Below are 25,706 nucleotides of genomic sequence, written 5' to 3' on the forward strand. Positions count from 1 at the left end.
TTTACAGTGTACGACATCCTTCAAAAATTATCCTTCCATTGACGGATAACTGTGAAGGTGTCTTCTGCAGATGTCATGGGGCGCCCGCTGTGCAGGCTCGCAGCCCGTTGCACGCTGTTGCAGGTCGCACGGAGAAATGGGTTGGTATCCAGCTCATCTTTCAGGGAAGAGGGCACGGTAGGCTGTCCCTGATTTCTTAGGCCATTAACTTTCGAGATGCGCTGGTTTAGTGAGCTGTTGTTGGGCTCTACTGCATAAGCAAATTTCAAATTGCTCTGGGTGTACTCGTGGGCGCAGTAAACATGTGTTTCCGGAGGTAGTGCAGCCAGCTTGTTCAGAGAGTTAAGCATCTGTTCTGGTGTGCCTTCAAACAGGCGTCCGCAACCTCCGGCAAAAAGAGTGTCACCACAGAACAGTGCGGGATGGCCAGCCCAGTTTCCAAAGTAACTGATATGTCCGGAAGTATGTCCGGGAGTTTCGATAACAGTTAATGTTTCACCGACTATGGTCAGAGTGTCGCCTTCTGAAAGCGGGTGTGTAATGCCTTTGATATTTTCTGAAACTGGGCCGTAAACCGGTAAAGGTTGCGATGTGGCAATGTTATTGTTTTCTCCAGCCGTAAAACTTGCCAGCTGGTGAATTCCACCGGTATGGTCTGCATGATGATGGGTAATCAGTATACCGGCGAGTGTATAACCGGCTTTTTGGCAGGCGGTACGAACAACGCTGGCGTCACCAGGGTCAACAACGTAGCAGGTGTGGCTTTCAGAATCAGCAAGCATCCAGATGTAATTGTCGTTGAATGCCTGCAGGCCATGGATAGAAAGCATAGTTCAGCCTGATTCGTTTATCTGGTGAATAATATAGAGGATAAACGTGATCGTACTGGTTAACCGGTTTCATGCCAATAGTCATGGATACTGAATGTTTGCAAGAAAGAACAGCCCGGACTACTGCTCATTTGCTGAAGCTCTTCCCGCTGTAAGGGATTGGTTTGCATCTGAGCGCGGACAATTCCTTTTGGAAACTGAGCAGCGTTTACTAGGCACGCTGCTGCCAAGAATGTTCGGACATCATGCCTGCACCCTTGGTATACTTCCAGACGCTTCCCTGCTGGATGAAACCCAGATAGTGCACAAAACTTTTCTCACTCCTCTGGATGAAGTTGCGGGAAAGGAAACTGTGCGTTTGTCTGTCACTGAGTGGCCGATCCAGCCCCGAAGTATGAATGTTGTGCTGTTGCATCACTCCCTTGAGTTTGCAGAGCGGCCTCATAGAATGTTACGGGAATCCTGTAGGGCGATAATGCCGGGCGGAAGGCTGGTGGTTGTTGGTTTCAACCCTCGCAGCTTATGGAATCCGGTACGTATGTTAGGGTTAGGCCACGATCGTGCAATTCGGCGGGCAAAGTTCTACCAGCCAAAGCGTATTAAAGATTGGCTGACCCTGCTGAATTTCCGAACCTGTCATGTTCACTTTGGTGGTGGATTGTTTCCCTTAACCTGTCGTTTACCACCGGCAAGACGGCGGAAGGTGGAAGAATTTATTGCAGACAGCCCTTTGGGTATGGGAAGTTTCTATGTTCTGGTGGCTATTAAGGAACGCTCCGGGTTGATTCCCTATGACCGCCGCTGGCGCAGTTCCGGTAATCGCCTTTTTGGCAGTACCGCCTGTACAGCCGGCAATTTAATGAAGGATGAGCGTTGAGTACGATTGTTGAGATTTTCACGGATGGTGCCTGCAGTGGCAATCCTGGCCCTGGCGGCTGGGGAGCTGTGCTCAGGTATGGCGACAAGGAAAAGCATATCTATGGTGGTGAAGCTGACACTACCAATAACCGTATGGAGCTTATGGCTGCCATAGAGGGGCTGGCACATTTGAACCGGCCCTGTAAGGTAAAACTCACCACGGATTCTCAATATGTTCGTAAGGGTATTACTGAATGGCTGGCCAGCTGGAAGCGTAAAAACTGGATGACTGCCAGTAAAAAACCGGTGAAGAATGTGGATCTGTGGAAGCGTCTTGAAGAGGAGTCTGCCAAGCATGAGGTCGACTGGCACTGGGTCAAGGGACACAGTGGTCATCCGGATAATGAAATGGCTGATGAGCTGGCCCGTCGTGGTGCTCAGGAAGCAGCAGGTCGATAGGCGAGTCGTTAAGAGTATTTGAAATGTCCCGAATTATTGTACTGGATACTGAAACAACCGGTCTTGAGCCCAGCCAGGGGCACAGAGTAATCGAGATTGGTTGTGTGGAAATGATTAACCGTAAACTGACCGGTAATCATTACCATGTTTACATCAACCCACAGCGAGAGGTTGAAGCCAGTGCTATTGAAGTTCACGGTATCACCAATGAATTTCTTGCCGATAAACCGGTTTTCTCACAGATAGCAGAAGAGTTTCTGGCCTTTGTTAATGGTGCCGAACTGGTTATTCATAACGCGCCGTTTGATGTGGGCTTTATTAACCATGAATTCCGGATGTTGGCCAACCCTCCTGGGGATATCGAAAACTATTGCAAAATTACCGACAGTCTTGCCTTGGCGCGAAAGAAGCATCCCGGCCAGCGTAACAGTTTGGATGCACTCTGTAAGCGTTACGGTGTAGACAACTCGAGTCGTACACTTCACGGCGCACTGCTTGACTCCGAGATACTGGCGGATGTGTATCTGTTTATGACAGGTGGTCAGACTTCGCTCTCTTTAGGAAGTCTTTCCGGAGGAGGGGCTGCAACTGGCGGTTCGGTACAGAAGCTGTCTGCTGACAGGCCTCCTTTAAAAGTCATAACGCCGTCAGCTGAAGAGTTAGAAGCTCATCGGGAAAAACTTGCAGTCATAGAAAAAAAAGCAGGTCAATGTCTCTGGAAAACCAGTTTTCCTGATGAGGTTCACTGATCAGAGATGTGGTGCTGTATTGGCAGAAGAGCTACTGATATAGTTGTGTAAATATTGTAAGTTTTCTCCGTATCTGTAGATGTATCTTCCCGGCCCTCATGGCATGAGGGAAGCCGCTCTCGAAGTGTCTGTCGGAGCAGAGCCTGTTGTTTGCAGGGTTATGAATAATCGTTAGATAAGACAAATAATAAGGAGCGTTAACGATGGCTGGTGTTTCATCCCTGTCGCCGCTTCGGGAAGAACTGGATAGCACTGTGGAAACCATAGTGCATCGTCTTGAAACTTTCTCTGAAGATCGTAGCAAAACCACGTTGCTGCAGGAGTCTTCCCGTGAAATCGAACAGATACTGGGCATTGTTCGTGTTATAGAGCTGAGCGGGGCTGAGTTGCTTGTTAATGAACTTATGCATTTGTCTCAGGATATTTTGCAGGGTGAAAACGGCGATGAAAGCCTGGAAACTCTTGGCAAAGGGCTGTTTATATTTCAGCGGTATGTTGATTTTATACTGACCCGAAATGATGAACTGCCGGAAATCCTGCTCCCAACGATTAATAACCTTCGCAAGCTCCGAGGGGTTGTTGCTCTTCCGGAAAGCCAGTTTTTTGCTGTTCCTCATCTTGGTAATTTTAATACCGAATCCCCAAACAGTATGGCTGGAGAGCCGCTGTGCTCTGATCCTGAACGAACGCGGCATACTACACGCCGGTTGCGACAGATGTATCAGGTTGGTCTGCTGGGCATGCTGGGGCATAAGCGCCCCTATGCAGGTATGCGATTAATGCAGCGAGCCTGTAGCCATCTCTCGGTATTACATAGCCATCTGCCTTTCTCCCAGTTCTGCCAGGTTGCCGCAGCTTGCCTGGAAGCGTTCGTAGATATGGAGATGGATTTAACCCGTCCCCGCAGGATTCTATTCAGCCGCCTTGATCAGTTACTTCGAAAGTTGCAGCTGCCCGCCGGGTTGGAAAGTCTTGATGTGCCGGAGCAGTTTTTAAAAGAGATGCTCTATCTTATAGCTGTTTCTGGAAGTTGTGGTGTCCAGTCCGGTAAGGCTCTTGAACAGTTTTCTCTACTGCCACTGCCGTTTACAGAAAAATCTCTGCAGGAAGCCCGTGATGCCATGGCTGGACCAGCTTCTGAAGTGTTGGTATCGCTGGCCAATGCTTTAAAAGAAGAGTTGGGTGCTGTGAAAGACATGCTGGATCTGGCGGAGCGTGGCGCTAATAGTACAGATCTTGATTACGCCGGTCTTGCATCGTCCATGTCGACTCTTTCCAAGACCCTTGGCATGGTTGGCTTGCACTCTGCTGCCAGTACTTTGCAGAAGCAACAGAGTCAGGTGCAACAGTGGCAGGAGCAGGGGGCGACAATCGAACGACTGCATGAGGTCGCTGAGTCAGTCCTTTATGTGGAAGCGATGGTGTCATCTCTGAAACAGCTCTCTGGCATTGTCACGGTTACAGAAGAGAAACCGCCAGAAATGTCGGTTCTGGAAGGGCAGCTGGGTGAAGCAAAAATGGTTGTCTGGGATGAAGCCATATCTGGCCTGACCCTGACCAAGCGCGCTATTAATGCTTATCTGGAATCTGATTACGACAAGATCCATTTGGATAACCTGCCTAAAACTCTTCAGGCTATTCGTGGTGGTTTGCAGTTCTCCGGAGAGGAACGCGGGGCTAAACTGATGCAGTGTTGCGCAGACTTCATTCGTGATGCTGTACTGCAAAGTGAAGAACGCCCTGCGAACAGTGTGCTGGAAACATTTGCCGATGTGCTATCCAGCCTAGAATATTTTATCGAGTCTGGTGCGGCAGATGGTGTTCGTACCAGCCAGGCTCTGGAACTGGCGGAAGCCAGTTTGAGTGAACTTGGATATAACATTGCTGCAGCCTGATGTAACAAACTCCTCAACTGCTGAAAACCAGTCATGCGACACATGGCTGGTTTTTGTTGGTAATCGCCTTGTACCGGCACCAGCTGGTGGGTTTCTCTGGGAGAGCCTGCCTGTTCCCCAATCCAGTATGTTGCAAAGTTATAATCTTGGAACAGTAACTGGGCGAACAGTTGCTGCAGTAGAAGTAGCCGAACAAGAGACACTCCCTGACACAGCTTCATTGCGTAGTGCCATTCTCGAGAGTGAAAATGGCAGTGATTTTCTTTTACATCAGGCCGCCAGTTTGTTGAACTGGGGGCGACACTATCGTTTTTGCCCCAGCTGCCAGTCACCTTTGAATGTGTCTGATTCCATTTATGATCGTGGTCGTAGCTGTAGTTCCTGTGATTTTCGTGTTTATCCGGCAGTCAGCCCCTGTGTCATTGTTCTTATCCATAAAGACGATCAGATTCTGCTGGCCCGCGGGTTGCGTCACCCTCCAGGTTTCCGTTCACTGATTGCCGGCTTTGTTGAGCCGGGAGAATCTCTGGAGCAAACTGTAGCCAGAGAAGTGATGGAAGAGGTTGGACTTGAAGTCGATAATGTCTGTTACCAGCATAGCCAGCCCTGGCCGTTTCCCCATAATTTGATGATGGGGTTTCATGCTCGCTATAAAAGCGGGGATATAAAAATAGATACAGAAGAGCTTGAAGAGGCAGGCTGGTACTCCCTCTCCAATCTTCCACTGCTTCCTCCACCCCAGACAATTGCCTGGCAGTTAATCGATAAGTATCAGCGGAGTTTTGGTACCTCATAGATCGGTTGTTAACAGTAACAATAAGTAAAATAGAAACGGATTGACTTTATGAAAACAGCACTGTTTATGTTGCTGCCTGTTCTGGTAACACTGCTTCTGCTGTGGCTATCCCTGCGACTGTTGCTGAACAGCCAATGGATACTTGGCTGGCTAAGGGGGACGGCAGGTATGCTGATGGTTGTACTGGCTGTGACGGCCGGTTTACTTACCTATGACATGAGAACGTTTGCAGGAACGGATTCATCAAGACCCTTGGTCGTTATCAGTTTTAGCCAGTCTTCTTCTGATAAATGGATGGCACATATAGTATCCCATACAGGGCAATCTTTCATGGCTCCGATCAATGGTGATCTCTGGAGAATGTCGGCGGAACATATTGCCTGGAATATCAACGATTTTTCCGGGGAGTTGGCACGGCTTGAAAATCTTGATGGTCGCTATTTGTCCCTTGAGCAACAACGTTCTTATCAAAGTCAACTGACTAACAAGAGTGAATACCCGATTACAGTGGATAGCTGGCCACTGGTTCAAAAGCTTGGGCAGTTAAAGAAGATTGAGTCAGGGATCGTGTCGTCTGATTATTTTCCCATGCAGGATGGGGCAATCTACGAAGTCTGGTTGAAGCAGGGTGAGATTGAAGTTGGTGCAGTGAATGAAGTTGCCAGACAGGCTTTAAGCAGGATCGAATAAAAGCAGTGAATCTATAAAGCAAGAAAGCTTCCCGCAGGAAGCTTTCTTTACTGGATCAGGCTGGGAACAGTTCGCCAAGCTTGGTAGCCAGCATCATGTCGCCTTCAGCACGCAGCTTGCCCATCATAAAGGCCTGCATTCCGTCCATCTCCCCACTCATAACGCCGCTCATTGTTTCGGTGTCCATGATCAGAGTCACGTTAGGATCATCATTGGCACCTTCAACGATCTCGCAGGCTCCGTCTTTGACGATCAAGTGGTAAGTGTCGCCGTCTTCGATATCGAACTGAAAAATCAGGTCAAGGCCAGCGGCCGCGTCGGAGTTGAACTTACCCTTCATGTCTTCAAAGACTTCAAGGAGGTTTGCCATTTGTCATGTCCCTTTCTGTATTAACTATGCAATCGGTTTAGCTTGTTTTTATTATGCTGCAACCGGGTTGTAAGCACTGCTCGCAGATACGGAGTCGCACGAACAGCGTCAGAATATTTGACACCCCTATAAGTGTCAACCGAAACCCTTTGTGTTTTTATCCTGTAAAACATTTATTATCCACTCTGGACTTCTGGTTTATTCTATCCAGTTCACCTGAAAACAAACTCCGGGCAGGAACAAGGAGATAAGCGTTGGAATTTTTGATGGAGATTGGTCTTTTTCTGACCAAGGTCGTGATTATTGTGGGGGGCATTCTGGCGATTGTGGCCGGTGTGGCTGCTGCCGGAAGTAAAGGGAAGGGAGAGTCTGCCGGGCATATCAAGGTTCGCAATCTGTCTAATGAGCACTCAGATATTCAGAAAACTCTTGAGGGTGAACTTCTTGAGAGCGATGAACTGAAAAAGAAACGCAAGGCCGAAAAAAAAGAAGCCAAGGAAAAGAAGAAGGCCAAGAAAGGGGATGATGTTGAGGTAGTAAAACCCCGGGTTTTCGTCCTCGATTTTCATGGTGATATTCGAGCATCGGCTGTCAGCAAACTGCGCGAAGAGATTACAGCTGTGCTTGGGCAGGCACGTCAGGAAGATGAGGTTTTTGTACGTTTGGAAAGCCAGGGCGGAATGGTTCATTCCTATGGCCTTGCATCCTCACAGTTGCAGCGAATTCGCGATAAAGGCATTCCGCTAACTATTTCTGTCGACAAGGTTGCAGCCAGTGGTGGTTATATGATGGCCTGCCTGGCGGATAAAGTGATTGCCGCACCTTTCTCTATTATTGGTTCTGTTGGGGTTATGGCCCAGATTCCCAATATCAATAAGCTTTTGAAGAAGCACGATATTGATGTTGAGCTGCATACTGCTGGTGAATTTAAGCGTACTTTGACTGTAATGGGCGAAAACACTGACAAAGGCCGTGAGAAGTTTATCGAAGACCTCGAAAGCACTCATAAGCTGTTCAAGGACTTTGTACTTCGTGCCCGCCCATCAGTAGATGTTGAGCAGATTTCCACTGGAGAAATCTGGTATGGAACACAGGCTATTGGCAAGCAGATGATCGATGAACTGAAGACCAGTGATGCTTATCTGTGTGAGTGCTATGACAGAAAGTCCGATGTTTATCATATCAGCTGGTCTGAAAAGAAATCCCTGCCACAGAAGCTTGGCTTAAGTGCTCAGCATGCACTTGGTGGTGCTATCAATACAGTTTGGGAAAAACTGGTAAGTTCCCGTTTTCCCGGTTGATATGAACTAGTTTTGGGAATGTTGGAAGGGAGCTTTCGTTTTGAAAGCTCCTTTTTTATTGGATGCAATTAATCCCTGCGTAAACGGTCCGACACTGCAATAGGTGATTCGTAATTGAATACCACAAGGTAGGACGAGAACAGCAGAGTAAGAATGGCAGCTGCCTGAATGGTGTGAGAAGCCACATTGTCAATCAGTCCCTGAGTTGCCGCGACACTGGCAATCAACAAACCAAACTCACTGTTTTGTCCCAGGCGAACACCGACTTCCCAGGCGGTTTTCCGTTTTTCACTAACTCCCCGAAGAAAGAACCAGAATACTGGCGGTTTCAAAGCAAGGCAGACAACGGTTAATGCCAGACCGGGCAGGATCACTTCCGGAAGTAAATCAAGATTAAAGCTGGCTCCCACTGAGAAGAAAAACAGGATCAGGAAGAAGTCTCTTAACGGTTTCAGGTTAATGGCAATGTATTGGGCGATAGGGCTGGTAGCGATGGTAATACCAGCGATAAATGCGCCAATTTCTGCTGAAAGTCCAAGACTGTGTGCCAATTCGGCAAGTCCCAGGCACCAGCCGATAGCCAATAAGAACATATATTCGTGGAAGCGGTCGTATCGAGCCATTAATGGCAGTAGTACATAGCGAACTGTTAACCAGGCTCCCAAAACCAGTAAGGGGAGGGTGGCCAGTGTGGTTAGCAAGGGTAGGTAGCCGCTATCGAGGTTCTTGGTGTTGTACAGCAAAAGCAGCATCATAATGGCCAGTAAATCCTGAAGCAGCAAAAGGCTGACCAGAAGTTCGCCGGTGTGTTTATGATGCAGTACTGTTGTTGGTAGCAATTTGATGCCGATAATGGTGCTGGAAAACATCATGGTGCCACCGATGACCAGGCTCTCGGTGTCGGTAAACCCAAAAGCTTTGGCACAGCCATAGCCCATCAGAGCAAAAACCAGTGAGCTGAATAATCCAACGGTGGCTGTTTTGCGCAACATATGCATCAGGTGGCTGGGCTGCATATCCAACCCCAGCAGGAAAAGCAGGAAAATAATTCCTGCGTGAGAGATATCGGATAACAGGCTGGTGTCAGTCACCATCTCCAACCCTGATGGGCCGAAGATTCCCCCTAAAACAATATAGGCGACAATTAACGGCTGTCGGGTTGCCAGAGCAACAGTGGCCAGAATGGCAGCGCCGGTAAATATCAGAAAAAAAGAATAAAAAAGGGATCCGGAATCCATGGGGTAAACCGTAAAGTAACTTCGGTCAGTATATCGGTTTATACGTGTGGTGGAAGCGGAGGAGAAAAATAACCCTGCAGAAAAGGTAAGTTTTCCGCAGGGCTGGTTGTCAGAGGCGCCTGAAAAGGGGCTCTTTGCGATCCCAGGAAATCTGGTAAGCCTCAGTAAAAGCCTTTAAGCACTGCTCGGCTGTTTCTGCTTTGGCTCCCTCGGGCAGGGAAAAACTGTCAAAGCCGCAACGTGCCAGATAGTGCATCTGGTCTGGTAGAAAGTCACCGATAGCACGGAGCTTACCGGTATAACCAAGCCGCTCTCTTAGCAGGCGAGCCAGGGAGAATCCTCTGCCGTCAGCAAATGCCTGGAAGCGAATGGCCACGTCATCTTTTTCAACGAGCTGGCTTTCAACGTCTTCCAGTTCGCTGTCTGCTTCCAGAACCAGCAGGCTTTCATCTATTACTTGATCGACCAGAATCTCATGCTGCTGGGCGTGCATAAACCACCTCTTTAAATGTGCTCAGGCCAAGGCGGCGATAAGCGCTCAGGAAGCTTTCACCATCCAGTCTCTGTTCCAGATAAACATTCAGGATTTTTTCGATTACACCAGGAATATCATCCTGACTGAAAGATGGGCCGATAATTTTACCCAGAGAGGCATCGTGTCCGGCGGAGCCACCGAGCATAACCTGATAGAACTCTTCACCTTTCTTATCAACACCGAGGATGCCGATATTGCCAATATGGTGATGGGCGCAGGCGTTCATGCAACCGGAAATATTCAGGCTCAGATCACCAAGATCATGGAGGTAATCCAGATCATCAAATCTGCGCTGAATAGCATCGGCTACAGGAAGAGACTTGGCATTTGCCAGTGCACAGAAATCACCGCCAGGGCAGACAATCATATCTGGTAACAAGCCGGCGGTAGGTGCTGCCAAACGGTATTCAGTCAACTGCTTCCAGAGCTCGAACAGTTTGTCCTGTCGTACATCTGACAGCACCAGATTCTGTTCATGAGTAGAACGCAGTTCACCGAAGCTGTATTCATCTGCAAGCACAGAGACCTGATCCATCTGGGTTGCACTGATATCGCCAGGGGCCGCACCGGTATTCTTCAGCGTAATAGTGACGGCAGCATAACCAGAAGCTTTATGCTGTTGCACATTGCGCTGATACCAATTGTTAAAGTTACTGTCACTGGCAAGGGCTGCAGTCAGTTCTTGTGGGTTGTCGGACAAAGTTTCCCGAACCGGGTCAACAAAATGTTCCGACACTCGCTGAACTTCTTTTTCGGTCAACGTAGCGGGGCCATCTTTGATAAATGCCCACTCCTGCTCAACCTTTTCCCGGAAGGCATCAATACCCATGGCTTTTACCAGGATCTTGATACGTGCCTTGTACTTATTATCTCGGCGGCCATAGCGGTTATAAACGCGCAGAATGGCATCGAGATAAGTCAGCAAGTGTTGCCACGGCAGGAATTCGCAGATGGTTGTACCAATAACCGGGGTACGACCAAGACCACCGCCAACAATGACCCGGAAACCGGTTTCGCCAGCTTCGTTAACCCGAACATGCAGGCCAATATCATGGAGCTGCACGGCTGCCCGATCAATGTCAGGGTTGCTGGTGACAGCAATCTTGAATTTCCGTGGCAGGAAGGCAAACTCTGGATGCAGAGTTGACCACTGGCGAATGATTTCACACCAGGGGCGTGGGTCTGCGGCTTCTTCCCGGATAACACCTGCAAACGGATCAGTCGTGGTGTTACGAATACAGTTGCCGCTGGTTTGAATAGCATGCATCTGAACACTGGCGAGTTCCGCCAGGATGTCGGGTACAGTCTCAAGCTCAGGCCAGTTGAACTGAACATTCTGGCGCGTGGTGAAATGGACATAACCCTTGTCGTAGAAACGGGCTATATAAGCCAGTTTGCGAAACTGGGTGGAGTTCATCAGGCCGTAAGGCACGGCAACCCGAAGCATGGGGGCAAAGCGTTGTACATAGAGCCCATTCTGAAGCCGTAGCGGCAGAAAGGCGTCTTCCGCAAGTTCGCCCGCCAGATACCGTCGGGTCTGATCGCGGTATTGTTCGACACGCTCATCAACAATGCGCTGGTCGACTTCGTTATAAACGTACATATATTGTTCTTGTGTGGACGGTTGAGTCAGGCTTTTGAATTATCTTTGTCTGGCGAGCGTAAAGTATCAGTACCCTTATATTCTTAAAAGTAATATTTAGTCATATAGCAATGACGTCTAATTATATAGTGATGGGATTTCAGCACCTGCTACATATTTCTTTATTCATGGTTTTGTCATGAATTGATGAAAAGTTGCAGGTTTTTTATGAGCACGATAACTTGGTTGAACAATAATAATGAAAACGGTTTCCGAGGTTAGGCTTATGGCTCATCAAAGCGTGTCTCAAAATGACGACAGCAGTGAACGTAGTAACCAGGAGAACAGGACTGTAGACAGTAAGGTAGATGCACTTTCTGCGGTGGCTCTGATTTTATTAGCAGTTGTTGTTGCAGTGTACTGGGTATCAGGGCAGTAGAAAGATATCAGATTTATATACAAATAAGCCGGGCTTTTAAGTCCGGCTTATTTGTTTGAGTCTTTCGAAACGTTAAATCACCAGATTGACTATCACCAGTAAAGCGACCACAAAAAGCACGGTGAAAACAATGCCGGCAATAATAAACTGTTCTGGTTTTCCTTCTGTAAAATCCTTTTTCCGCTTTTCATCACTTTGCACTCCAAAAGCTGCAGCCAGTGTACTCTGAACAACTGACAGCAACCCAGGGCGTTTGTGTTCGTGACTCATAGTAATTCCTCAGTGATTTCTGGTCATCCGTGACCTGCTGATTCATTACTATGTCCTGCTGATGAAAAAATATCCAGCCTTAGAGTTCTTCGTGTTCAACTGATGCCGTAGTGCTGGTATAGGCTCGTGCCGGTTTCACCTTAAGGTTCAGGCGAATTCTCTGTTCCTGAGGATCCAGTCGGCGGGTGACATCTTCAATGATTGCAGTCGTGCCGTTAGCGATAGCCGCAATATATACACCGTCGCGAATCTTATACATGAACTCGCGGGCAAGTGGTCCCCAGACTTTACTGTCTACGAGTCCAGTGGAATCGTAATAACGCAAAGCTGCATTAGCGGCAAGGCTGACAACCGCGTAGCTACCAAGCATAGCTAAAGGTGTCGCTTTGGCTTCCCCGAAATAGGGTTTGATGGTATCTCTGCCAAGCAGGTTACCAAGGGATAAACCAGCCATTTTGGCAAAACTTCCTGCTGCCAGTTTGGTTAAATGTCCGGCACTATTTTTGGTTTTGAGTGGATCGGCAGGATTGAGTTGGTCGAGTTTATAGAGCGCATAGTAAATACCCCCAGCAATAGGGAGGGCGATAGATGAAATAAAGGTGTGGGTTCCTATATTCTCCAGGGATTTGCTATCAGTGTATGAGCCAACAAAGTCCCTGATGAAAGGGGTAGTGGCAGAACTTACGCCGACAATTGTGGCATTACTGATTTTGCTGTGCAGGTCAGATGTGCTTCCCCCTACATAATTTTCAATGCGCTCTGATAACAAAGCGTATAAGCCGCCCGTCATGGCACCACCCAGTGCCGATGTAGCAATTTTTCGAACTTCAGGTGAGAGATCGGCAACTTTGTCGATCATTAATCCGGGCACTTCGCCCAGGAAAAGGTTGGAGGCTTTCACAGTCTGGGACTGAGTGAAGAATCTTGCTGACCTTCCCAGAGATAAATTCTTTTTGTCTCCCACAGATTTCAGGCCGCCGCCACCAAAAACCAAAACAGCAATGGCTCCTTTTGCTGCCCATTTTGCGGGGATAACACCACCTAAATGGTGATTCGGGTCTTCAAGCAAATCGACGAGAGTGTCTTCAACTTCATCCACAAGATTATTGACTGTCGCCATAACCAGATAGTGGCCCATGTTGGTCCTGAAATGGGTGCCGGTGTAATCAAGGCCTTTCAGGCGGTGATAATCCCTGTTCGGATCACTTTGGACTCTTGTTATTCTTTCTGACGTTGGATCAATACCACCAAAAGCTGCGATAGCACCGGCCAGCGGGATGAGAACCCGGCCCCAGCTTTCAAGTTTGGATCTGCGTGGACGCTCATTAACAATTTTCCAGTCAAAGTCCATTTCACTGTCGGCATTCTCTTCGCCTAATGAGAGAGGAAGTGACAGGTCGGAGGATTGTGTTCTTCTATCAAAATCAAAGTTTCCGGCTTTTGTCCCCAACTCACTGGTATCCAGGTGAATATGGGCAATGTTTTTTATCAGATCATTGCGGATGTTGAGTTTGGTTGTGCCTGAGCTGTCAGTTTGGGTGCGGACGCTTCCAGACTTGTCCTTATATAAAACAACCAGAGTGGGAGCTGGCTCCTCTGCTCTTGCTGAAGAAACCCATAGAGTAGTTAAAAGCAGGAGTAACGGATAACAGAAGGTTTTTTTCAAAAATCCCGACATTGGCGGCATCCTCAACAAGAACGGCGGAGGATAAAGCGTAGACGTGGTTAGAGTGCCTGCAAGAGAAAGGCTATTTCAGATACAGAAAAAACAGAAAAGTTACAGAGTAACCGGGGAGATCCCCGGTTTTTGGCTTACTTCCCTCTTAAGAGAAGGTTTTCTCCCTGCTCAACCTGTTGCTGTGTGCCTTTCAGTAACAGTGCGTCACCAGGTTCAAGAACCAGCGCATCTCCCAGAGTTAGGGGAGTGTCATCACGGCTTATACGCTTAATACCCAGGCCTTCTTTTAACGGGATGTCGCCGACAGCTTTGCCAACGGCCCAGGCACCATCAGGGAGGGTAACACCGTGAAGGAGTTCGCAGGGGTCACCTTCTGCGGTATGCAGTGTTTCTGACTGGCCAAAGAAGAACCCATGCAGAATATCGTAATGCTCACGACGAACAGATTGGATACGCTTGGCAATAGAGTGTTCGGGCTGGCCGAGCATAGTCAGTACATGGCTGACGATAACAAGGCTGGATTCCAATACTTCTGGAACAACCTGGGTTGCCCCATCTTCTTTCAACTGCTGCATCTTGCTGTCATCCCGGGTTCTGATCAGAACCGGAACGTGACTGTTGACGGAGCGAATGCCTTTCAATGTGTTTTGCGCAGCTTGCGAACTATCAATACAGATGACGACCATTCGTGCTCTGTCGAGCCCGGCGGCGTGCAGTAGTTCTGTTCGGCGACAATCACCAAAGAAGACCGGTTCACCAGCTTTGTTGGCTTCTCTTACATGGATCGGGTCATCATCTATCGCAACAAAAGGAAGGTTGTCTTCACGAAGGAAGTGGCTAATGGCTTGTCCAACACGACCATAACCAAGAATCAGGATATGCTGGTTTACATCGCCAGTCTGCTGGCTGATCACTTCTGTTTCGTTTCGGGGTTCCTTCTCCTGTTTGCGACCGGCAACAAGATCAGCAATCAGGCCACTATAACGAATCAGAAGAGGGGTGGCTGCCATGGAAACAATGGTGACAGACAATATAAAGGAGCTGGTGCTGGGGCGAAGCAGTTCATGCTGATTGGCCATGGCCACCAGAGCAAAACAGAACTCACCACTCTGGGCCAAGGATATACCAGTACGAATAGCCGCTTTCTGACCGTTGTGAATAAACCAGGCCAGCATGGTGATCATCGATGCTTTAAACAGTATCAAGCCAGCTGCTGCCAGCAGAATCATGTACCAGTTGGAAATGAACAGATCCAGGTTGAGCATCAGGCCAACAGACACAAAGAACAGGCCGAGCAGAATATCCCGGAACGGGCGAATATCGGTTTCTATCTGGTGACGGTAATGACTCTCACCCAGCATCATACCGGCAACAAAGCCCCCCAGTGCCATAGACAGGTCGAGCAGGTGAGTCAGCCAGGCTGCCATTAAACAAACAACAATGGCACTGAGCACAAACAGTTCTTCAGATTTGGTGCGGGCAATTTCGTGGAACATGCGTGGCAGAATCCACCGGCCAACCAGCACCATAAAGGCGACAAAGCCAATGCCTTTGCCAAGGCTGAGCAGCAATGTTTCAGTCAGACTAGCTCCACCTATCCCTGCCAAGGCAGGTATAAGAATCAGGAATAAAACAGCTGCAATGTCCTGAAAGATTAGGGTACCAATAGCCAACTGACCGTGACGGGAGCGAAGCTCGTTACGACGGGTGAGCTCTTTGGAAACGATGGCGGTGGATGATAAAGACAGACCTGCTGCCATTACCAGAGTGCCGGCAGGGGAGAAACCAAGAAGTAACCCGCAGAAGCCAATTAAAAGGGTGCAGATCATCACCTGCAATCCACCCAGGCCAAATACAATGCGACGCATGGCGAGCACATTGGCTAGAGAGAATTCCAAACCGAGGGAAAACAGCAGGAATACTACGCCAAATTCGGCAAGCAAGGTGATATCAAAGCTGGAGTCAATAATGCCGGTAGCGGTAGGCCCAAGAGCCAGGCCAACCATCAGGTAAGCCAGTGTGTCTGGTATATGCAGGCGATGGCAGAGGGCAATTGCAAACACAGAGACAGAAAATATAATCAGCAGCTGGTTGAAAAAGCCGAAATCCATGTTCTGTGTCCCCTGAACCTTTTTTGTTATGGTCTGAAAGTTATTATCTTGAAATAATTGTGCAGCTGTATGATTTCAAAAACATTTTACTCTTGCAGCTGCTGCTTTGCACGACACTGTTTTTTCTTTATCGGCACTGCCGTCGTTGTTTTCACACTCTGTACAAGAGTTTCTTTAAGAATGAAAACCTGCACGCTTATAGCATAGCAGTATGAACCAAACAGGAAGTTATCTATGGGCAAAGTCCTCTTTCTTACTACATCCGGCTGTCACCTTTGCGATCAGGCCTGGGCTCTGATTGAGCGTTTGCCACTGCAGTCTCCTGTTGAAATTGAAATTGTTGATATCGCCGATGACGATTCATTGGTTGAAAAGTATGGCGAAAAAATTCCAGTAATGCTGGGGGAAGAAAGTCAGGAAGAACTGTGTTGGCCCTTTTCTTTAGCGGATCTTCGAGTGTTTTTTGAGGGTATGCCCGGTGGCCTGGCTTCGGACTGGTTCACTCAACCCTGTCAGGTAATTAACAGAAAGGCTCGTGAGCAGGCCCATGACCGCCAGCAACAGTTAACCAAACCTGCAGGTTCTCTTGGTATGTTGGAGCCGCTGGTGGAAGTGTTGGCAAGTCAGCAGGGGCGGGAAAAACCATCACTGGATAATGTTGCTATAACAATCTTTGCTGGTGACCATGGCATTATTCATCAGGGGGTATCGGCTTACCCTCAGGAAGTCACCATGCAGATGATTGGCAATTTTGTGAATGGTGGCGCAGCTATTTCTGTTCTGGCCAAAGAGCAAAACTGTCATCTCAATATTCTTGATATGGGAACCAGCCAGTCACCACTTGGGTGGCCCGGTGTTAATGATTTATCTGCCGGGCAGGGAACTGCAGACATGGCTGAACAGCCAGCACTTACCGAAAAACAGCTTGCCTGGTGCCTGGCTGCAGGCGCAGCTCATATCGACAGCCTTTTGGATGCAAAACCTGACCTGTTTATTGCTGGTGAAATGGGGATTGGCAATACCACGGCCGCCTCCGCTATTTGCTGTGCCTTAACCGGACTTCCTGCAGAATATCTCACAGGACGGGGAACAGGACTTGATGATATTGGCTTGATTCATAAACAGAACATCATTAATAAAGCCCTTGATAAACACAGTGGAAACCTGAAGCAACCATTAGATGTGCTCCGATGTCTGGGTGGCTTCGAAATAGCTGCTATTGTCGGCGCTGTTATCCGTTGCTCCCAGAACGGTATTCCTGTTTTGGTGGATGGTTTTATTGTTACAGCTGCTGTGCTGGTGGCCTGTCGTATTCAACCTGCAGTCAGAGAGTGGCTGTTGTTTGCTCACAAATCTGCAGAACCGGGGCACCAACTGATTATGGAATACCTGGAGGCCGAGTCTCTGTGTGATTTTGGTATGCGCCTTGGGGAAGCCAGCGGAGCAGCTGTTGTTTTACCTTTATTGCGGATGGCCTGTGCACTTCACAGCCAGATGCACACTTTTGCTGAGGCTGGGGTTGCAACCGGTGGAGAGTAAATTGTCCCGTTTTTTTCGAAAGCCTGCTTTTTTTAGTGTTTTGTTGAGCTGTTTGTTTGCCAGCCTTGTGCAGGCAAGCGTTGTGCAGGCAAGCGTTGTGGTTGAAGACTCCACCGGAAAGGAAGTTGTTGTTTCTACGCTTCCAAAGCGCATTATCAGTCTTGCTCCTCATGCAACGGAGCTTTTGTTTGATGCTGGAGGTGGCGACAGGCTTGTCGCAGTAACCAGTAATAGTGATTTCCCTGAAGCTGCTACCAAGTTGCCTAACCTTGGGCCGTATAATTCCGTTGCTCTGGAAGCCATCCTGACATATCAGCCAGACTTGGTGTTGGCATGGCCAAGTGGTAATCCTCCAGAGGTATTAAAGCAGCTCGATAACCTGAAAATCCCCGTTTATAACTCTGAGCCCCGCAGTATTCAGGCAATAGCAGGTGACCTGCGCTCATTCAGTGCCCTGTCCGGAGAAAAGATAGGAATTCATAAAGCAGAAAAGCTTCTGGAAGAGTGGCAAGCACTGGCCAGCATTTACCAGAACCGAAAGACTGTGCCGACCTTTCTGGAGGTCTGGCATAACCCTCTGTTGACCCTCAATGGTGATCATATGGTGTCTTCAGTGCTTGATGTTTGCGGTGCCGAGAATATTTTTGCCGACGCTCCTGTACTTGTACCAAGAATTTCCCGTGAAGATGTGATCGCCCGGACTCCTTACCTGATTGTGGAGGGTGATCATACCAACCGGATTGGTACTGATGCTCTTTATAACGAGTGGAAGAAATATTCGATGATTCCGGCGGTAAAAAACCGGGATGTGTACACCATTGATGGTAGCCTGTTTCTAAGACCCACACCTCGAATCATTAAGGGTACCCAACTGTTTTGTGAATATGCTGAGCATGCCCGTTCGCTTATGCCGTCTCCATAATATTTAATTATACGCGGTCGTGGATGCCAATTGGCATCTGCTGGCAGGCATGAGATAGTTTTCCAAAGAATAGAAATAACAAAAATATTGGGAGACATACAGGTGCTGAACGAGCAACAGAAAGCTATTTTGCTCAAGCGGGCATCCAGGGCATCAGTCGCCACGGCCACCGTTTTGCTGATAACCAAGCTGGTGGCCTGGGGGATGACTGGTTCGGTTAGTATTCTGGCCACCTTTATGGATTCCCTGCTGGATGCTTTTGCCTCGGTGATTAACCTTGTTGCCATTTCTATCGCTTTAAAGCCTGCCGATGATGATCACAATTACGGTCATGGCAAAGCTGAACAGCTTGCGGCGCTTGCGCAGTCTGCCTTTATCGCTGGTTCCGGCCTGTTCCTGATTCTTCATGCGGTTGATGGTATTCGACATGGCAGCGGTATAGAAAATAATCAGGTTGCTCTGGCGGTTATGGCGCTTTCTATGGCGTTGACTATGGCTCTGGTGGTTTATCAGAACCATGTGGTGAAACTGACCGGATCACTTGCGATTCAAACGGACTCCATGCATTACCGAATGGATCTGTTAACCAACCTCGGTGTTGTTGTTGCCCTGATTATGGTGGCTGCTGGCTTCCCGGTGGCTGATCCTGTTATCGGTATGTTGATTGCCGTTTATATGATTTTCAGTGTTGGCAAAGTGGCTTGGCAGGCTATTCAAATGTTGATGGATCAGGCGCTGGATCAGGAAAAGGAACAGCTGATTCGGGAGCAGGTGCTGGCTGTGGATCGAGTACTTGATCTTCACAACCTGCGCACCAGAATGTCCGGAGTCACACCGGTTATTCAGCTAGATCTGGATTTGGATGGCAATTTGTCACTGGAAGAGGCTCACGGGATTGGCAAGGCCGTTCAGAAGCGACTGCTGGAGCATATGCCGGATGCTGATATAACCATTCATCTGGATCCGAATTAAGATATGGAGGCAGCTATTCAACAACAGTAATTCCGAAATAATGTTCGTCGTAGAACTCATTGTTTCTGAATGCATGCTTGTGAAGAATGCCTTCCTCCTGATAACCACACTTTTCAAGAACCCTCATGGACGCTCTATTGGGGTGATAAACCCGGGCAAAAATCTTTTGAGTGTCCAGATTTTCAAAGGCATAGCTGGTCATCTCACTCACGGCCTGAGGCATGATACCTTTTCCCCAATAAGGTTCTGCCAACCAGTAGCCAATCTCTGATGTAAATCTGTGTTCTGCTGTTCCCGGGGTGACTGAAATATTACCGACCAGGTTGTCTTCAAACCAGATAGCCCGGGTAAACATACTGTCCCGGCTTCCGGATGTAATCCACCACTCCGCATCGTGTTCCGTATAAGGGGAAGGTATTCGGTCAGTCAGATAATAAACCACGTTAGGGTTATTTATGGCTTGGGCAAGGGCGGCGCTGTCAGTAAGATCCAGTTCTTTCAATGTGATCATATGGCTTTATTTTCCTTTTTTGAGCGTTTTCGATTTGTTGTTGTTCTTTCAATTAACCACGGTTGACCTGTGCACTACAGGGCATGCATAGAATATTTTTAACTCTGCTATGACTTTGTTGAGCTACTTTTGAAGCCCTTGTGAAGAATAAGGCGATGGAGATGCAGGGTGTTTTGGCCGGATTTATGATGTTTCTTACCGTTCAGGTAAGCATCTTTATTCCGAATGCGGCAGCTGAGGATGTCGTCGATATTGTTGGTGCTGTTGTGAATGAGCTTTCCGTAACAGTTGAGCAGGCTCAGGGGGGAATTGGAGCCATTCTGGCCGCATCAAAAAAGAAAATGCCTGCAGAGAGTTATGAGCAACTGCAGGAGTTGATCCTGGATGAATCCTGGCTGATCGAAAGGATGCCGCCAATGAATTTGAAAGAAGGCATTGATGAGAACTCTGATAAAGGCATTCTGGAAACTCTTACTAGTCAGTTCAAAGTGCTCAAACTGCCTCAAACCATGAGCTCACAGTTTGCCATGATCATGCTTGCTCATATCCATTCGATTGATGGTTTGAAGTTAAGTGGAGAGTTTCGTAACTCATTACCAGCACAGTTGTTTGAGACAACAGATGTAGAGAAGTGGGAATGGAAATCTTTGATGTGGGAGGTGGCAAAACTGCTTCTGGAAATAACTGATGCCTTTTTATGACCAGAAACCATTGCTGGTTTCTGGTCAGGCAATACAGTCTACTGAGGCAGCTCGCCTTCAACGCCCTGAACATACCAGTTCATGGACAGAACTTCGCCATCTGTCAGCTTCACACCATCAGCCACTTTGATAGAACCATCCTGCGCCTTGATCGGGCCTTCAAAGATAGTCAGTGAACCATCGGAAATACCTGCGCGGGCTTTCTCAGCAGCGGCAACAACATCAGCAGGAATCTTCTTGTTGTAAGGCGCCATCTTCACCATACCACTGTCGATACCACCCCAGACATCTTTCGCAGTCCAGGAATCATTCAGTACAGACTCAGCCACTTCGGTGTAGTAATCACCCCAGTGAACCAGACTGCCGGACAGGTGTGCATCCGGGCCAAAACGGCTCATATCAGTGTCGTAACCAAAGGCCAGAACGCCTTTGTCCTGAGCGGCCTGAACCGGAGCAGGGGAGTCAGTGTGCTGGTTGATAATGTCAGCACCCTGGGCGATCAAAGCTTCAGCGGCTTCACGCTCTTTGGCAGGGTCATACCAGCTGTTGATCCAGACAACTTTTACCACGGCATCAGGGTTAGTTTCCCGCAGGCCTAGAGTAAAGGCGTTAATGCCCTGAACGACTTCAGGAATAGGGAAAGAGCCAACATAACCAATCACATTGGACTTGGTCATTTCACCGGCAATCAAGCCGGTCACATAGCGACCTTCATAAAAACGTGCGGCATAGGTGCCTACGTTCTTGCTGCGCTTGTAGCCGGTGGCGTGGTTGAACTTCACTTTCGGGAACTGCTTGGCCACTTTCAGGGTAGGGTTCATGTAACCAAAAGAAGTGGTGAAGATCAGGTCATGGCCCTGCTGGGCCAGCTTGCGGATAACACGCTCAGCGTCAGCACCTTCAGGAACGCTTTCTACATAGGTGGATTCAACCTTGTCGCCCAGCTTGTGCAGCATCTCTTTCCGACCTTCATCGTGGCCGTAGGTCCAGCCTGCGTCACCCACCGGGCCAACGTAGACGAAACCCACTTTGATTTTCTCTTCCGCCTGGGCGGTCATCGAGACCGAAGCGGCCAGAGCAGCCGACAGGGCGGCTGTCGCAACCTTTTTGATCAGTGTTTTCATGCAATACCTGCTCTTTGTTGTGGTTGTGTTGTTATGTTTTTATTTATTTTTTCTGTGTCTTTAAGTGCTTGGGTGGAACGGCTTACCCAAAGACACCGGTGCCATCATCCGAATCCGGGACGCGTTGCTGGATAAAATCACCAGCACCACAATGGTCGCCAGATAGGGCAGAGTGGCTAACAGGTTCGAAGAGATGGACCAACCCATACCTTGCAGAACCAGATGCATAATACTGGCCAGACCAAACAGCCAGGCTCCCAATAGAACTCTTCCTACCCGCCAGCTGGCAAACACCACCAGTGACAGGGCAATCCAGCCACGACCGGCAGTCATACCTTCCGCCCAGAGTGGGGTGTAAGCCAGAGATAGATAAGCTCCGCCTAAACCAGCCATCGCACCGCCAAACATCACCGCTAACCAGCGTACCGTAAGCACTGGCAGGCCTAAAGCGGTGGCAGATTCCGGATTCTCACCAATGGCTTTCACCATCAGGCCCGGGCGGCTAAAGCGGAAGAACAGCCAGACTGCAGCCAGTATCATCAGAGCGATGTAGACCAATGGGTCTTGCTGGAAGAGTACAGGTCCAAGCACTGGAATATCTGCCAGCAGCGGAATATGTAGAGCTTCGATACCGGTCAGTGGCTTACCGACATATGCGGTACCAACAAAGGCACTTAATCCTGCACCGAAAATGGTCAGGGCCAGCCCGCTGGCAACCTGATTGGCGCGCAAGCCAAGTGCCAGAGTGCCAAACAGCATCGACATAGCCATACCTGCCGCCATACCTGCAATCACGCCTAGAGCCAGATTGCCGGTGGAGAAGGAGACAATAAAGCCAGTGACTGCGCCCATCAGCATCATGCCTTCCTGGCCAAGGTTAAGAACACCTGACTTTTCGCAAACCACTTCACCCAGTGCCACCAGTAGCAGAGGTGTGCCACTGCGGACCATGGCGAACAGAACATTGGTTATCAGTTCAATATCCATGATTTCTTATGCTCCTTCACTGGCAGGCATGGCCGGTGTCGCAACCACCGGTTTCTTGATGCGGACGCGATAACCAATAAGCACATCGCAGGCCAGCAGGTAAAACAGCAGCATGCCCTGGAACAGGCTTCCAATAGCCAGCGGTAAACCAAGATCAATCTGACCCATTTCACCACCCATATACACCAGTGCCATCAGTAAGCTGGCAAGAGTGATGCCGACAGGATGGAGACGGCCAAGGAAGGCAACAATAATGGCGGCGTAGCCATAACCGGGAGAAACACCGGGTACCAGCTGGCCAATGGGGCCGGTCACTTCGCTGACTCCGGCGAGTCCTGCCAGTGCACCACAGATCAGCAGGGCAAAGTACACCAGATGCTTCTCTTTATAACCGGCAAAACGACCGGCGCTGGCATCCATGCCGATCACTTTCAACTGGAAACCAATAAAGGTACGGCTCAACAGTACCCAGGCAGCGACCATAGCCAGCAAGCCAAAGCCAAGACCAAGATGCAGTCGGGTGCCTTCCAGAATAATAGGAAGGGTAACGCTGTCGCTGAACAGTGCTGATTCCGGGAAGTTAAAACCGTTTGGATCTTTCAACGGTCCATGTACCGCCCATAACAGCAGGTTCAGGGCGATATAGTTGAGCATAATGGTGGTGAGGATTTCATTGGTGTTGAAATGGTTGCGTAACACCGCTGGAATCAGTGCCCATAACAGACCAGCAAAGCTGCCAGCGAGAAGGGCAAAGGCCAGAGAAAAACTGGAACTACTGTCCATTACCTGCAGCGCGGCCCATGCTCCAACCAGAGCCCCCATCAACAGTTGGCCTTCGGCACCAATATTCCAGATATTGGCGCGATAGCAGATGGCCAGGCCTATTGCGCACAGCAACATTGGAGTGGCTTTCACGCCTAATTCTGCCAAGCCATAGCTGTCGCTTATTGGAGAGATAAAGAAAGTATGCAGGCCAACCAACGGATCCTGCCCTTGCCAGAGAAAGATCAACGCGCCCGATAACAGCGTTAGCACAATAGCCAGCACGGGTGAGAGGTAACGCAGCAGCTGAGATTCCTGCGGCCGGGGCTCTAAGGAGACGCTCGGCAATACTTGAGATAGTAAACTCATGACAATGCCAGCTCCTGTTGTTGGTGTTGTTCTTTTGTGCTGGGTTGGCTTTCCTGCTCATCAAACACGCCAGCCATCCAGCTGCCCACTTGCTCCAGATTTAACTCAGTTACAGGCTTGATTGGGGACAATTCTCCATCACAGAGGGCCCCAATGCGGTCACTGATCTGGAACAGTTCATCCAGATCTTCAGAAATCACAATAATGGCGGCGCCACTGTCACGCAGAGCGATAAGCGCTTTATGGATGGTATTGGCTGCACCCACGTCAACGCCCCAGGTCGGGCTGGCACAGACAAGTAATTTAGGGTTCTGCAGGATTTCCCGGCCAATAATAAACTTTTGCAGATTCCCGCCCGATAAAGAGCGAGCCTGGGCATTTACCGATGGGGTTTTCACGGTAAAGTCATCAATAACCCGCTCAGCAAAATTATCTATGGCTTTGCGACGCAACATGCCCCGGTTTAACAGGCCTTCCAGAAAGCCGGTGAGCAAACCGTTTTCATTCAGGCCCATCTCTGGCACCGCACCACGACCTAAACGTTCTTCGGGAACAACCGCCATACCTAGCTTGCGACGGGCCGATGGGTTTAACCGATCCAGCTTTTTATTCTGGTTCTTGTCCTGGCTCTTGTCCTGGTAATGAATCATCTCACCGGTGCTGAGACGTTCACCACTCAGCAGCTTAAGCAATTCCTGCTGACCATTACCAGCGACACCGGCAATACCGAGAATTTCACCTTTATTTACGGTGAGGGAAATATCTTTCAGGTCGGTACCGAATGGATCTTCCCGCTGAGCCATCAGGTTTTGCAAAGTCAGTACTGGTTCAGAACTCTGGACTTTGGGATAGGCCTGCCCCAGCGTGGTTTGGCTGCCCACCATCATCGAAGCCATATCCTGAGTGCTGGTAGTGCGGGGATCACAGTCGCCGGACACCGTACCATGGCGTAAAACCGTGGCCTGATGACATAAGCTCTGAACTTCATGGAGCTTGTGGCTGATAAACAGGATGCTGCAGCCTTCTTCTGCCAGCTGGCGCAGGGAATGAAACAGTCTTTCTACTTCCTGGGGAGTCAGTACCGATGTTGGTTCATCCAGTATCAGCAAACTGATGTTCTGTAGCAGGCAACGGATAATTTCTACCCGCTGTCGTTCACCGGTTGAGAGAGAATGAACATGACGATCCGGATCAACCGGCATGCCGTAATGTTCAGACACCTGTTGTATACGGCTGGCTAACTGTTTGAGGTTGCGGGCTTCTTTGGCCGGTAATCCCAAAGCAATGTTTTCGGTGACGGTGAGGGTTTCAAACAGAGAGAAGTGTTGAAACACCATGCCAATACCCAGTTCTCTGGCTTTGGCAGGAGAGGAAATCGTCACCGGTTGACCGTTCCACCAGATCTGGCCACTGTCGGGGCGGGTCACACCGTAAAGGATTTTCATCAGGGTGCTTTTACCGGCGCCATTCTCTCCAAGAAGAGCGTGAATTTCGCCAGCCTTTATATCCAGACAGATATCGTCATTAGCGACAACCGCCGGATATGTTTTGGTAATCCCCTGACAGCGTATGCGTGATGGCTCGGGTGATGCCATATTTCTCTCGCTATCTGAATTAAGTCTCATAACCTTTTGTTTTAATGAAAATTGCGGCTGAGACTTGTCGTTATTGTTGTATAAAACGGCGCTTAAAAAATGTGCGCTTTTTATGCTTTTTCAGGGTGTGCGTTATGACATAACTGCACACGAAAAACCAGAGTCATCCTGTCTACATTGTCTGTTCTTTAAATAAATATCCAGCTTTGGTTTATTGATCCCTATTTCGGATAAGCAATTTTTGTTCCTCACGTTCTCTATGCATCCCAACCAAGATGCATTACACGACGCAATCGGCTGGTTTGGTGTTTGTCCCTCAAATTACATTTTTATCCTCTCTTTACGCTGGTTCCACTTTGCAAGGATATTTGAGGCGCTTTTAACACTTCGGTTCGTGGTACTGACTTTTCCCTAACTCTCATC

At 48.8% G+C, this 25,706-nt stretch carries 25 protein-coding genes; 12 read left to right on the plus strand and 13 right to left on the minus strand.

Features of this window, described 5'->3' with window-relative positions; translation table 11 throughout:
* Positions 1-20: 20 nt before the first annotated feature.
* A complete protein-coding gene (gene gloB, locus ACY2RR_RS09730) occupies positions 21-830 on the minus strand; it encodes a hydroxyacylglutathione hydrolase (protein WP_490107950.1) in 810 nt (269 codons plus the stop codon).
* A 94-nt stretch (positions 831-924) separates the two neighbouring features.
* Between gloB and ACY2RR_RS09735 the strand changes: the two genes are divergently transcribed.
* The 6 genes from ACY2RR_RS09735 (at position 925) to ACY2RR_RS09760 (ending at position 6,277) form a co-directional block, all read left to right on the plus strand.
* Positions 925-1,707, plus strand: a complete 783-nt coding sequence (locus ACY2RR_RS09735) for a class I SAM-dependent methyltransferase (protein ID WP_490107951.1) — start codon at positions 925-927, stop codon at positions 1,705-1,707.
* Entirely contained in the window at positions 1,704-2,147 is a 444-nt protein-coding gene (gene rnhA, locus ACY2RR_RS09740; protein WP_490107952.1) for a ribonuclease HI, read from the plus strand. Before ACY2RR_RS09735 ends, rnhA begins: the two co-directional genes overlap by 4 nt.
* 23 nt (positions 2,148-2,170) lie before the next feature.
* Positions 2,171-2,896, plus strand: a complete 726-nt coding sequence (gene dnaQ, locus ACY2RR_RS09745) for a DNA polymerase III subunit epsilon (RefSeq protein WP_490107953.1) — start codon at positions 2,171-2,173, stop codon at positions 2,894-2,896.
* A gap of 203 nt (positions 2,897-3,099) precedes the next feature.
* Positions 3,100-4,791, plus strand: coding sequence for a FimL-related protein (locus ACY2RR_RS09750; RefSeq protein WP_490107954.1), 1,692 nt, complete (start codon positions 3,100-3,102; stop codon positions 4,789-4,791).
* Positions 4,760-5,587 carry an NAD(+) diphosphatase gene (gene nudC, locus ACY2RR_RS09755; protein ID WP_490107955.1) on the plus strand — a complete coding sequence of 276 codons (828 nt, stop codon included), beginning with the start codon at positions 4,760-4,762 and terminating at the stop codon, positions 5,585-5,587. Before ACY2RR_RS09750 ends, nudC begins: the two co-directional genes overlap by 32 nt.
* A 48-nt stretch (positions 5,588-5,635) precedes the next feature.
* A complete protein-coding gene (locus ACY2RR_RS09760; protein ID WP_490107956.1) occupies positions 5,636-6,277 on the plus strand; it encodes a hypothetical protein in 642 nt (213 codons plus the stop codon).
* 55 nt (positions 6,278-6,332) lie between these two features.
* On the opposite strand, the gene ACY2RR_RS09765 is transcribed toward ACY2RR_RS09760, so the two are convergent.
* Positions 6,333-6,647 (minus strand): SCP2 sterol-binding domain-containing protein, encoded by a 315-nt coding sequence (locus ACY2RR_RS09765; RefSeq protein ID WP_281647204.1) that lies wholly within the window; start codon positions 6,645-6,647, stop codon positions 6,333-6,335.
* 254 nt (positions 6,648-6,901) lie between these two features.
* Here ACY2RR_RS09765 and sohB point away from each other — a divergent pair, with 254 nt between their 5' ends.
* Positions 6,902-7,948 (plus strand): protease SohB, encoded by a 1,047-nt coding sequence (sohB, locus tag ACY2RR_RS09770; protein WP_490107957.1) that lies wholly within the window; start codon positions 6,902-6,904, stop codon positions 7,946-7,948.
* A gap of 68 nt (positions 7,949-8,016) precedes the next feature.
* Here the strand turns inward: sohB and ACY2RR_RS09775 are convergent, their stop codons facing one another.
* From ACY2RR_RS09775 to ACY2RR_RS09785, 3 genes are all read right to left on the minus strand, one after another.
* Positions 8,017-9,186, minus strand: a complete 1,170-nt coding sequence (locus tag ACY2RR_RS09775; protein ID WP_490107958.1) for a cation:proton antiporter domain-containing protein — start codon at positions 9,184-9,186, stop codon at positions 8,017-8,019.
* A gap of 109 nt (positions 9,187-9,295) precedes the next feature.
* Positions 9,296-9,679, minus strand: coding sequence for a DUF934 domain-containing protein (locus ACY2RR_RS09780; RefSeq protein ID WP_490107959.1), 384 nt, complete (start codon positions 9,677-9,679; stop codon positions 9,296-9,298).
* Positions 9,660-11,324, minus strand: coding sequence for a nitrite/sulfite reductase (locus tag ACY2RR_RS09785; protein WP_490107960.1), 1,665 nt, complete (start codon positions 11,322-11,324; stop codon positions 9,660-9,662). Before ACY2RR_RS09785 ends, ACY2RR_RS09780 begins: the two co-directional genes overlap by 20 nt.
* Before the next feature lie 265 nt (positions 11,325-11,589).
* Here ACY2RR_RS09785 and ACY2RR_RS09790 point away from each other — a divergent pair, with 265 nt between their 5' ends.
* Complete coding sequence (locus ACY2RR_RS09790) at positions 11,590-11,742, plus strand: hypothetical protein (protein WP_490107961.1); 153 nt, start codon at positions 11,590-11,592, stop codon at positions 11,740-11,742.
* A 72-nt stretch (positions 11,743-11,814) separates the two neighbouring features.
* Here the strand turns inward: ACY2RR_RS09790 and ACY2RR_RS09795 are convergent, their stop codons facing one another.
* The 3 genes from ACY2RR_RS09795 to ACY2RR_RS09805 all read right to left on the minus strand — a co-directional run bounded on the left by ACY2RR_RS09795 (position 11,815) and on the right by ACY2RR_RS09805 (position 15,801).
* A complete protein-coding gene (locus ACY2RR_RS09795) occupies positions 11,815-12,012 on the minus strand; it encodes a DUF2970 domain-containing protein (RefSeq protein ID WP_490107962.1) in 198 nt (65 codons plus the stop codon).
* Between the two features lie 79 nt (positions 12,013-12,091).
* Entirely contained in the window at positions 12,092-13,690 is a 1,599-nt protein-coding gene (locus ACY2RR_RS09800; RefSeq protein ID WP_490107963.1) for a hypothetical protein, read from the minus strand.
* Positions 13,691-13,824: 134 nt separating this feature from the next.
* A complete protein-coding gene (locus ACY2RR_RS09805) occupies positions 13,825-15,801 on the minus strand; it encodes a cation:proton antiporter domain-containing protein (protein WP_490107964.1) in 1,977 nt (658 codons plus the stop codon).
* A gap of 234 nt (positions 15,802-16,035) precedes the next feature.
* Here ACY2RR_RS09805 and cobT point away from each other — a divergent pair, with 234 nt between their 5' ends.
* The 3 genes from cobT to ACY2RR_RS09820 all read left to right on the plus strand — a co-directional run bounded on the left by cobT (position 16,036) and on the right by ACY2RR_RS09820 (position 19,234).
* Positions 16,036-17,340 carry a nicotinate-nucleotide--dimethylbenzimidazole phosphoribosyltransferase gene (gene cobT / locus ACY2RR_RS09810; RefSeq protein ID WP_490107965.1) on the plus strand — a complete coding sequence of 435 codons (1,305 nt, stop codon included), beginning with the start codon at positions 16,036-16,038 and terminating at the stop codon, positions 17,338-17,340.
* An 82-nt stretch (positions 17,341-17,422) separates the two neighbouring features.
* The gene (locus tag ACY2RR_RS09815) at positions 17,423-18,262 is read left to right on the plus strand and encodes a cobalamin-binding protein (protein ID WP_490107966.1); all 840 of its coding nucleotides are present in this window, start codon (positions 17,423-17,425) and stop codon (positions 18,260-18,262) included.
* Between the two features lie 102 nt (positions 18,263-18,364).
* Positions 18,365-19,234, plus strand: a complete 870-nt coding sequence (locus ACY2RR_RS09820) for a cation diffusion facilitator family transporter (RefSeq protein ID WP_490107967.1) — start codon at positions 18,365-18,367, stop codon at positions 19,232-19,234.
* A gap of 13 nt (positions 19,235-19,247) precedes the next feature.
* On the opposite strand, the gene ACY2RR_RS09825 is transcribed toward ACY2RR_RS09820, so the two are convergent.
* Positions 19,248-19,745 (minus strand): GNAT family N-acetyltransferase, encoded by a 498-nt coding sequence (locus ACY2RR_RS09825; protein WP_490107968.1) that lies wholly within the window; start codon positions 19,743-19,745, stop codon positions 19,248-19,250.
* Between the two features lie 140 nt (positions 19,746-19,885).
* Here ACY2RR_RS09825 and ACY2RR_RS09830 point away from each other — a divergent pair, with 140 nt between their 5' ends.
* Positions 19,886-20,446: a DUF2780 domain-containing protein gene (locus tag ACY2RR_RS09830; RefSeq protein WP_490107969.1), complete on the plus strand. Its 561-nt coding sequence runs from the start codon at positions 19,886-19,888 to the stop codon at positions 20,444-20,446.
* 38 nt (positions 20,447-20,484) lie between these two features.
* Here the strand turns inward: ACY2RR_RS09830 and ACY2RR_RS09835 are convergent, their stop codons facing one another.
* From ACY2RR_RS09835 to ACY2RR_RS09850, 4 genes are read right to left on the minus strand one after another with little or no spacing between them, the layout of a single operon-like run.
* Entirely contained in the window at positions 20,485-21,570 is a 1,086-nt protein-coding gene (locus ACY2RR_RS09835) for a BMP family ABC transporter substrate-binding protein (RefSeq protein ID WP_490107970.1), read from the minus strand.
* A gap of 60 nt (positions 21,571-21,630) precedes the next feature.
* Positions 21,631-22,557, minus strand: coding sequence for an ABC transporter permease (locus tag ACY2RR_RS09840; RefSeq protein ID WP_490107971.1), 927 nt, complete (start codon positions 22,555-22,557; stop codon positions 21,631-21,633).
* Positions 22,558-22,563: 6 nt separating this feature from the next.
* Positions 22,564-23,688: an ABC transporter permease gene (locus tag ACY2RR_RS09845; RefSeq protein ID WP_490107972.1), complete on the minus strand. Its 1,125-nt coding sequence runs from the start codon at positions 23,686-23,688 to the stop codon at positions 22,564-22,566.
* Positions 23,685-25,283, minus strand: a complete 1,599-nt coding sequence (locus tag ACY2RR_RS09850) for an ABC transporter ATP-binding protein (protein WP_490107973.1) — start codon at positions 25,281-25,283, stop codon at positions 23,685-23,687. Before ACY2RR_RS09850 ends, ACY2RR_RS09845 begins: the two co-directional genes overlap by 4 nt.
* Positions 25,284-25,706 lie beyond the last annotated feature (423 nt).

It is taken from the genome of Parendozoicomonas sp. 2304DJ65-17 (assembly GCF_058148445.1).

What these genes read in the sequence shown, in the direction of transcription:
- ACY2RR_RS09825 (WP_490107968.1), bottom strand. Translation starts at nt 19,745, where the DNA reads ATGATCACATTGAAAGAACTGGATCTTACTGACAGCGCCGCCCTTGCC.
- ACY2RR_RS09765 (WP_281647204.1), bottom strand. Translation starts at nt 6,647, where the DNA reads ATGGCAAACCTCCTTGAAGTCTTTGAAGACATGAAGGGTAAGTTCAAC.
- dnaQ (WP_490107953.1), top strand. Translation starts at nt 2,171, where the DNA reads ATGTCCCGAATTATTGTACTGGATACTGAAACAACCGGTCTTGAGCCC.
- ACY2RR_RS09850 (WP_490107973.1), bottom strand. Translation starts at nt 25,283, where the DNA reads ATGGCATCACCCGAGCCATCACGCATACGCTGTCAGGGGATTACCAAA.
- ACY2RR_RS09845 (WP_490107972.1), bottom strand. Translation starts at nt 23,688, where the DNA reads ATGAGTTTACTATCTCAAGTATTGCCGAGCGTCTCCTTAGAGCCCCGG.
- ACY2RR_RS09840 (WP_490107971.1), bottom strand. Translation starts at nt 22,557, where the DNA reads ATGGATATTGAACTGATAACCAATGTTCTGTTCGCCATGGTCCGCAGT.
- ACY2RR_RS09835 (WP_490107970.1), bottom strand. Translation starts at nt 21,570, where the DNA reads ATGAAAACACTGATCAAAAAGGTTGCGACAGCCGCCCTGTCGGCTGCT.
- gloB (WP_490107950.1), bottom strand. Translation starts at nt 830, where the DNA reads ATGCTTTCTATCCATGGCCTGCAGGCATTCAACGACAATTACATCTGG.
- ACY2RR_RS09785 (WP_490107960.1), bottom strand. Translation starts at nt 11,324, where the DNA reads ATGTACGTTTATAACGAAGTCGACCAGCGCATTGTTGATGAGCGTGTC.
- ACY2RR_RS09805 (WP_490107964.1), bottom strand. Translation starts at nt 15,801, where the DNA reads ATGGATTTCGGCTTTTTCAACCAGCTGCTGATTATATTTTCTGTCTCT.
- ACY2RR_RS09800 (WP_490107963.1), bottom strand. Translation starts at nt 13,690, where the DNA reads ATGTCGGGATTTTTGAAAAAAACCTTCTGTTATCCGTTACTCCTGCTT.
- ACY2RR_RS09735 (WP_490107951.1), top strand. Translation starts at nt 925, where the DNA reads ATGTTTGCAAGAAAGAACAGCCCGGACTACTGCTCATTTGCTGAAGCT.
- ACY2RR_RS09750 (WP_490107954.1), top strand. Translation starts at nt 3,100, where the DNA reads ATGGCTGGTGTTTCATCCCTGTCGCCGCTTCGGGAAGAACTGGATAGC.
- ACY2RR_RS09760 (WP_490107956.1), top strand. Translation starts at nt 5,636, where the DNA reads ATGAAAACAGCACTGTTTATGTTGCTGCCTGTTCTGGTAACACTGCTT.
- cobT (WP_490107965.1), top strand. Translation starts at nt 16,036, where the DNA reads ATGGGCAAAGTCCTCTTTCTTACTACATCCGGCTGTCACCTTTGCGAT.
- ACY2RR_RS09775 (WP_490107958.1), bottom strand. Translation starts at nt 9,186, where the DNA reads ATGGATTCCGGATCCCTTTTTTATTCTTTTTTTCTGATATTTACCGGC.
- ACY2RR_RS09790 (WP_490107961.1), top strand. Translation starts at nt 11,590, where the DNA reads ATGGCTCATCAAAGCGTGTCTCAAAATGACGACAGCAGTGAACGTAGT.
- ACY2RR_RS09780 (WP_490107959.1), bottom strand. Translation starts at nt 9,679, where the DNA reads ATGCACGCCCAGCAGCATGAGATTCTGGTCGATCAAGTAATAGATGAA.
- ACY2RR_RS09795 (WP_490107962.1), bottom strand. Translation starts at nt 12,012, where the DNA reads ATGAGTCACGAACACAAACGCCCTGGGTTGCTGTCAGTTGTTCAGAGT.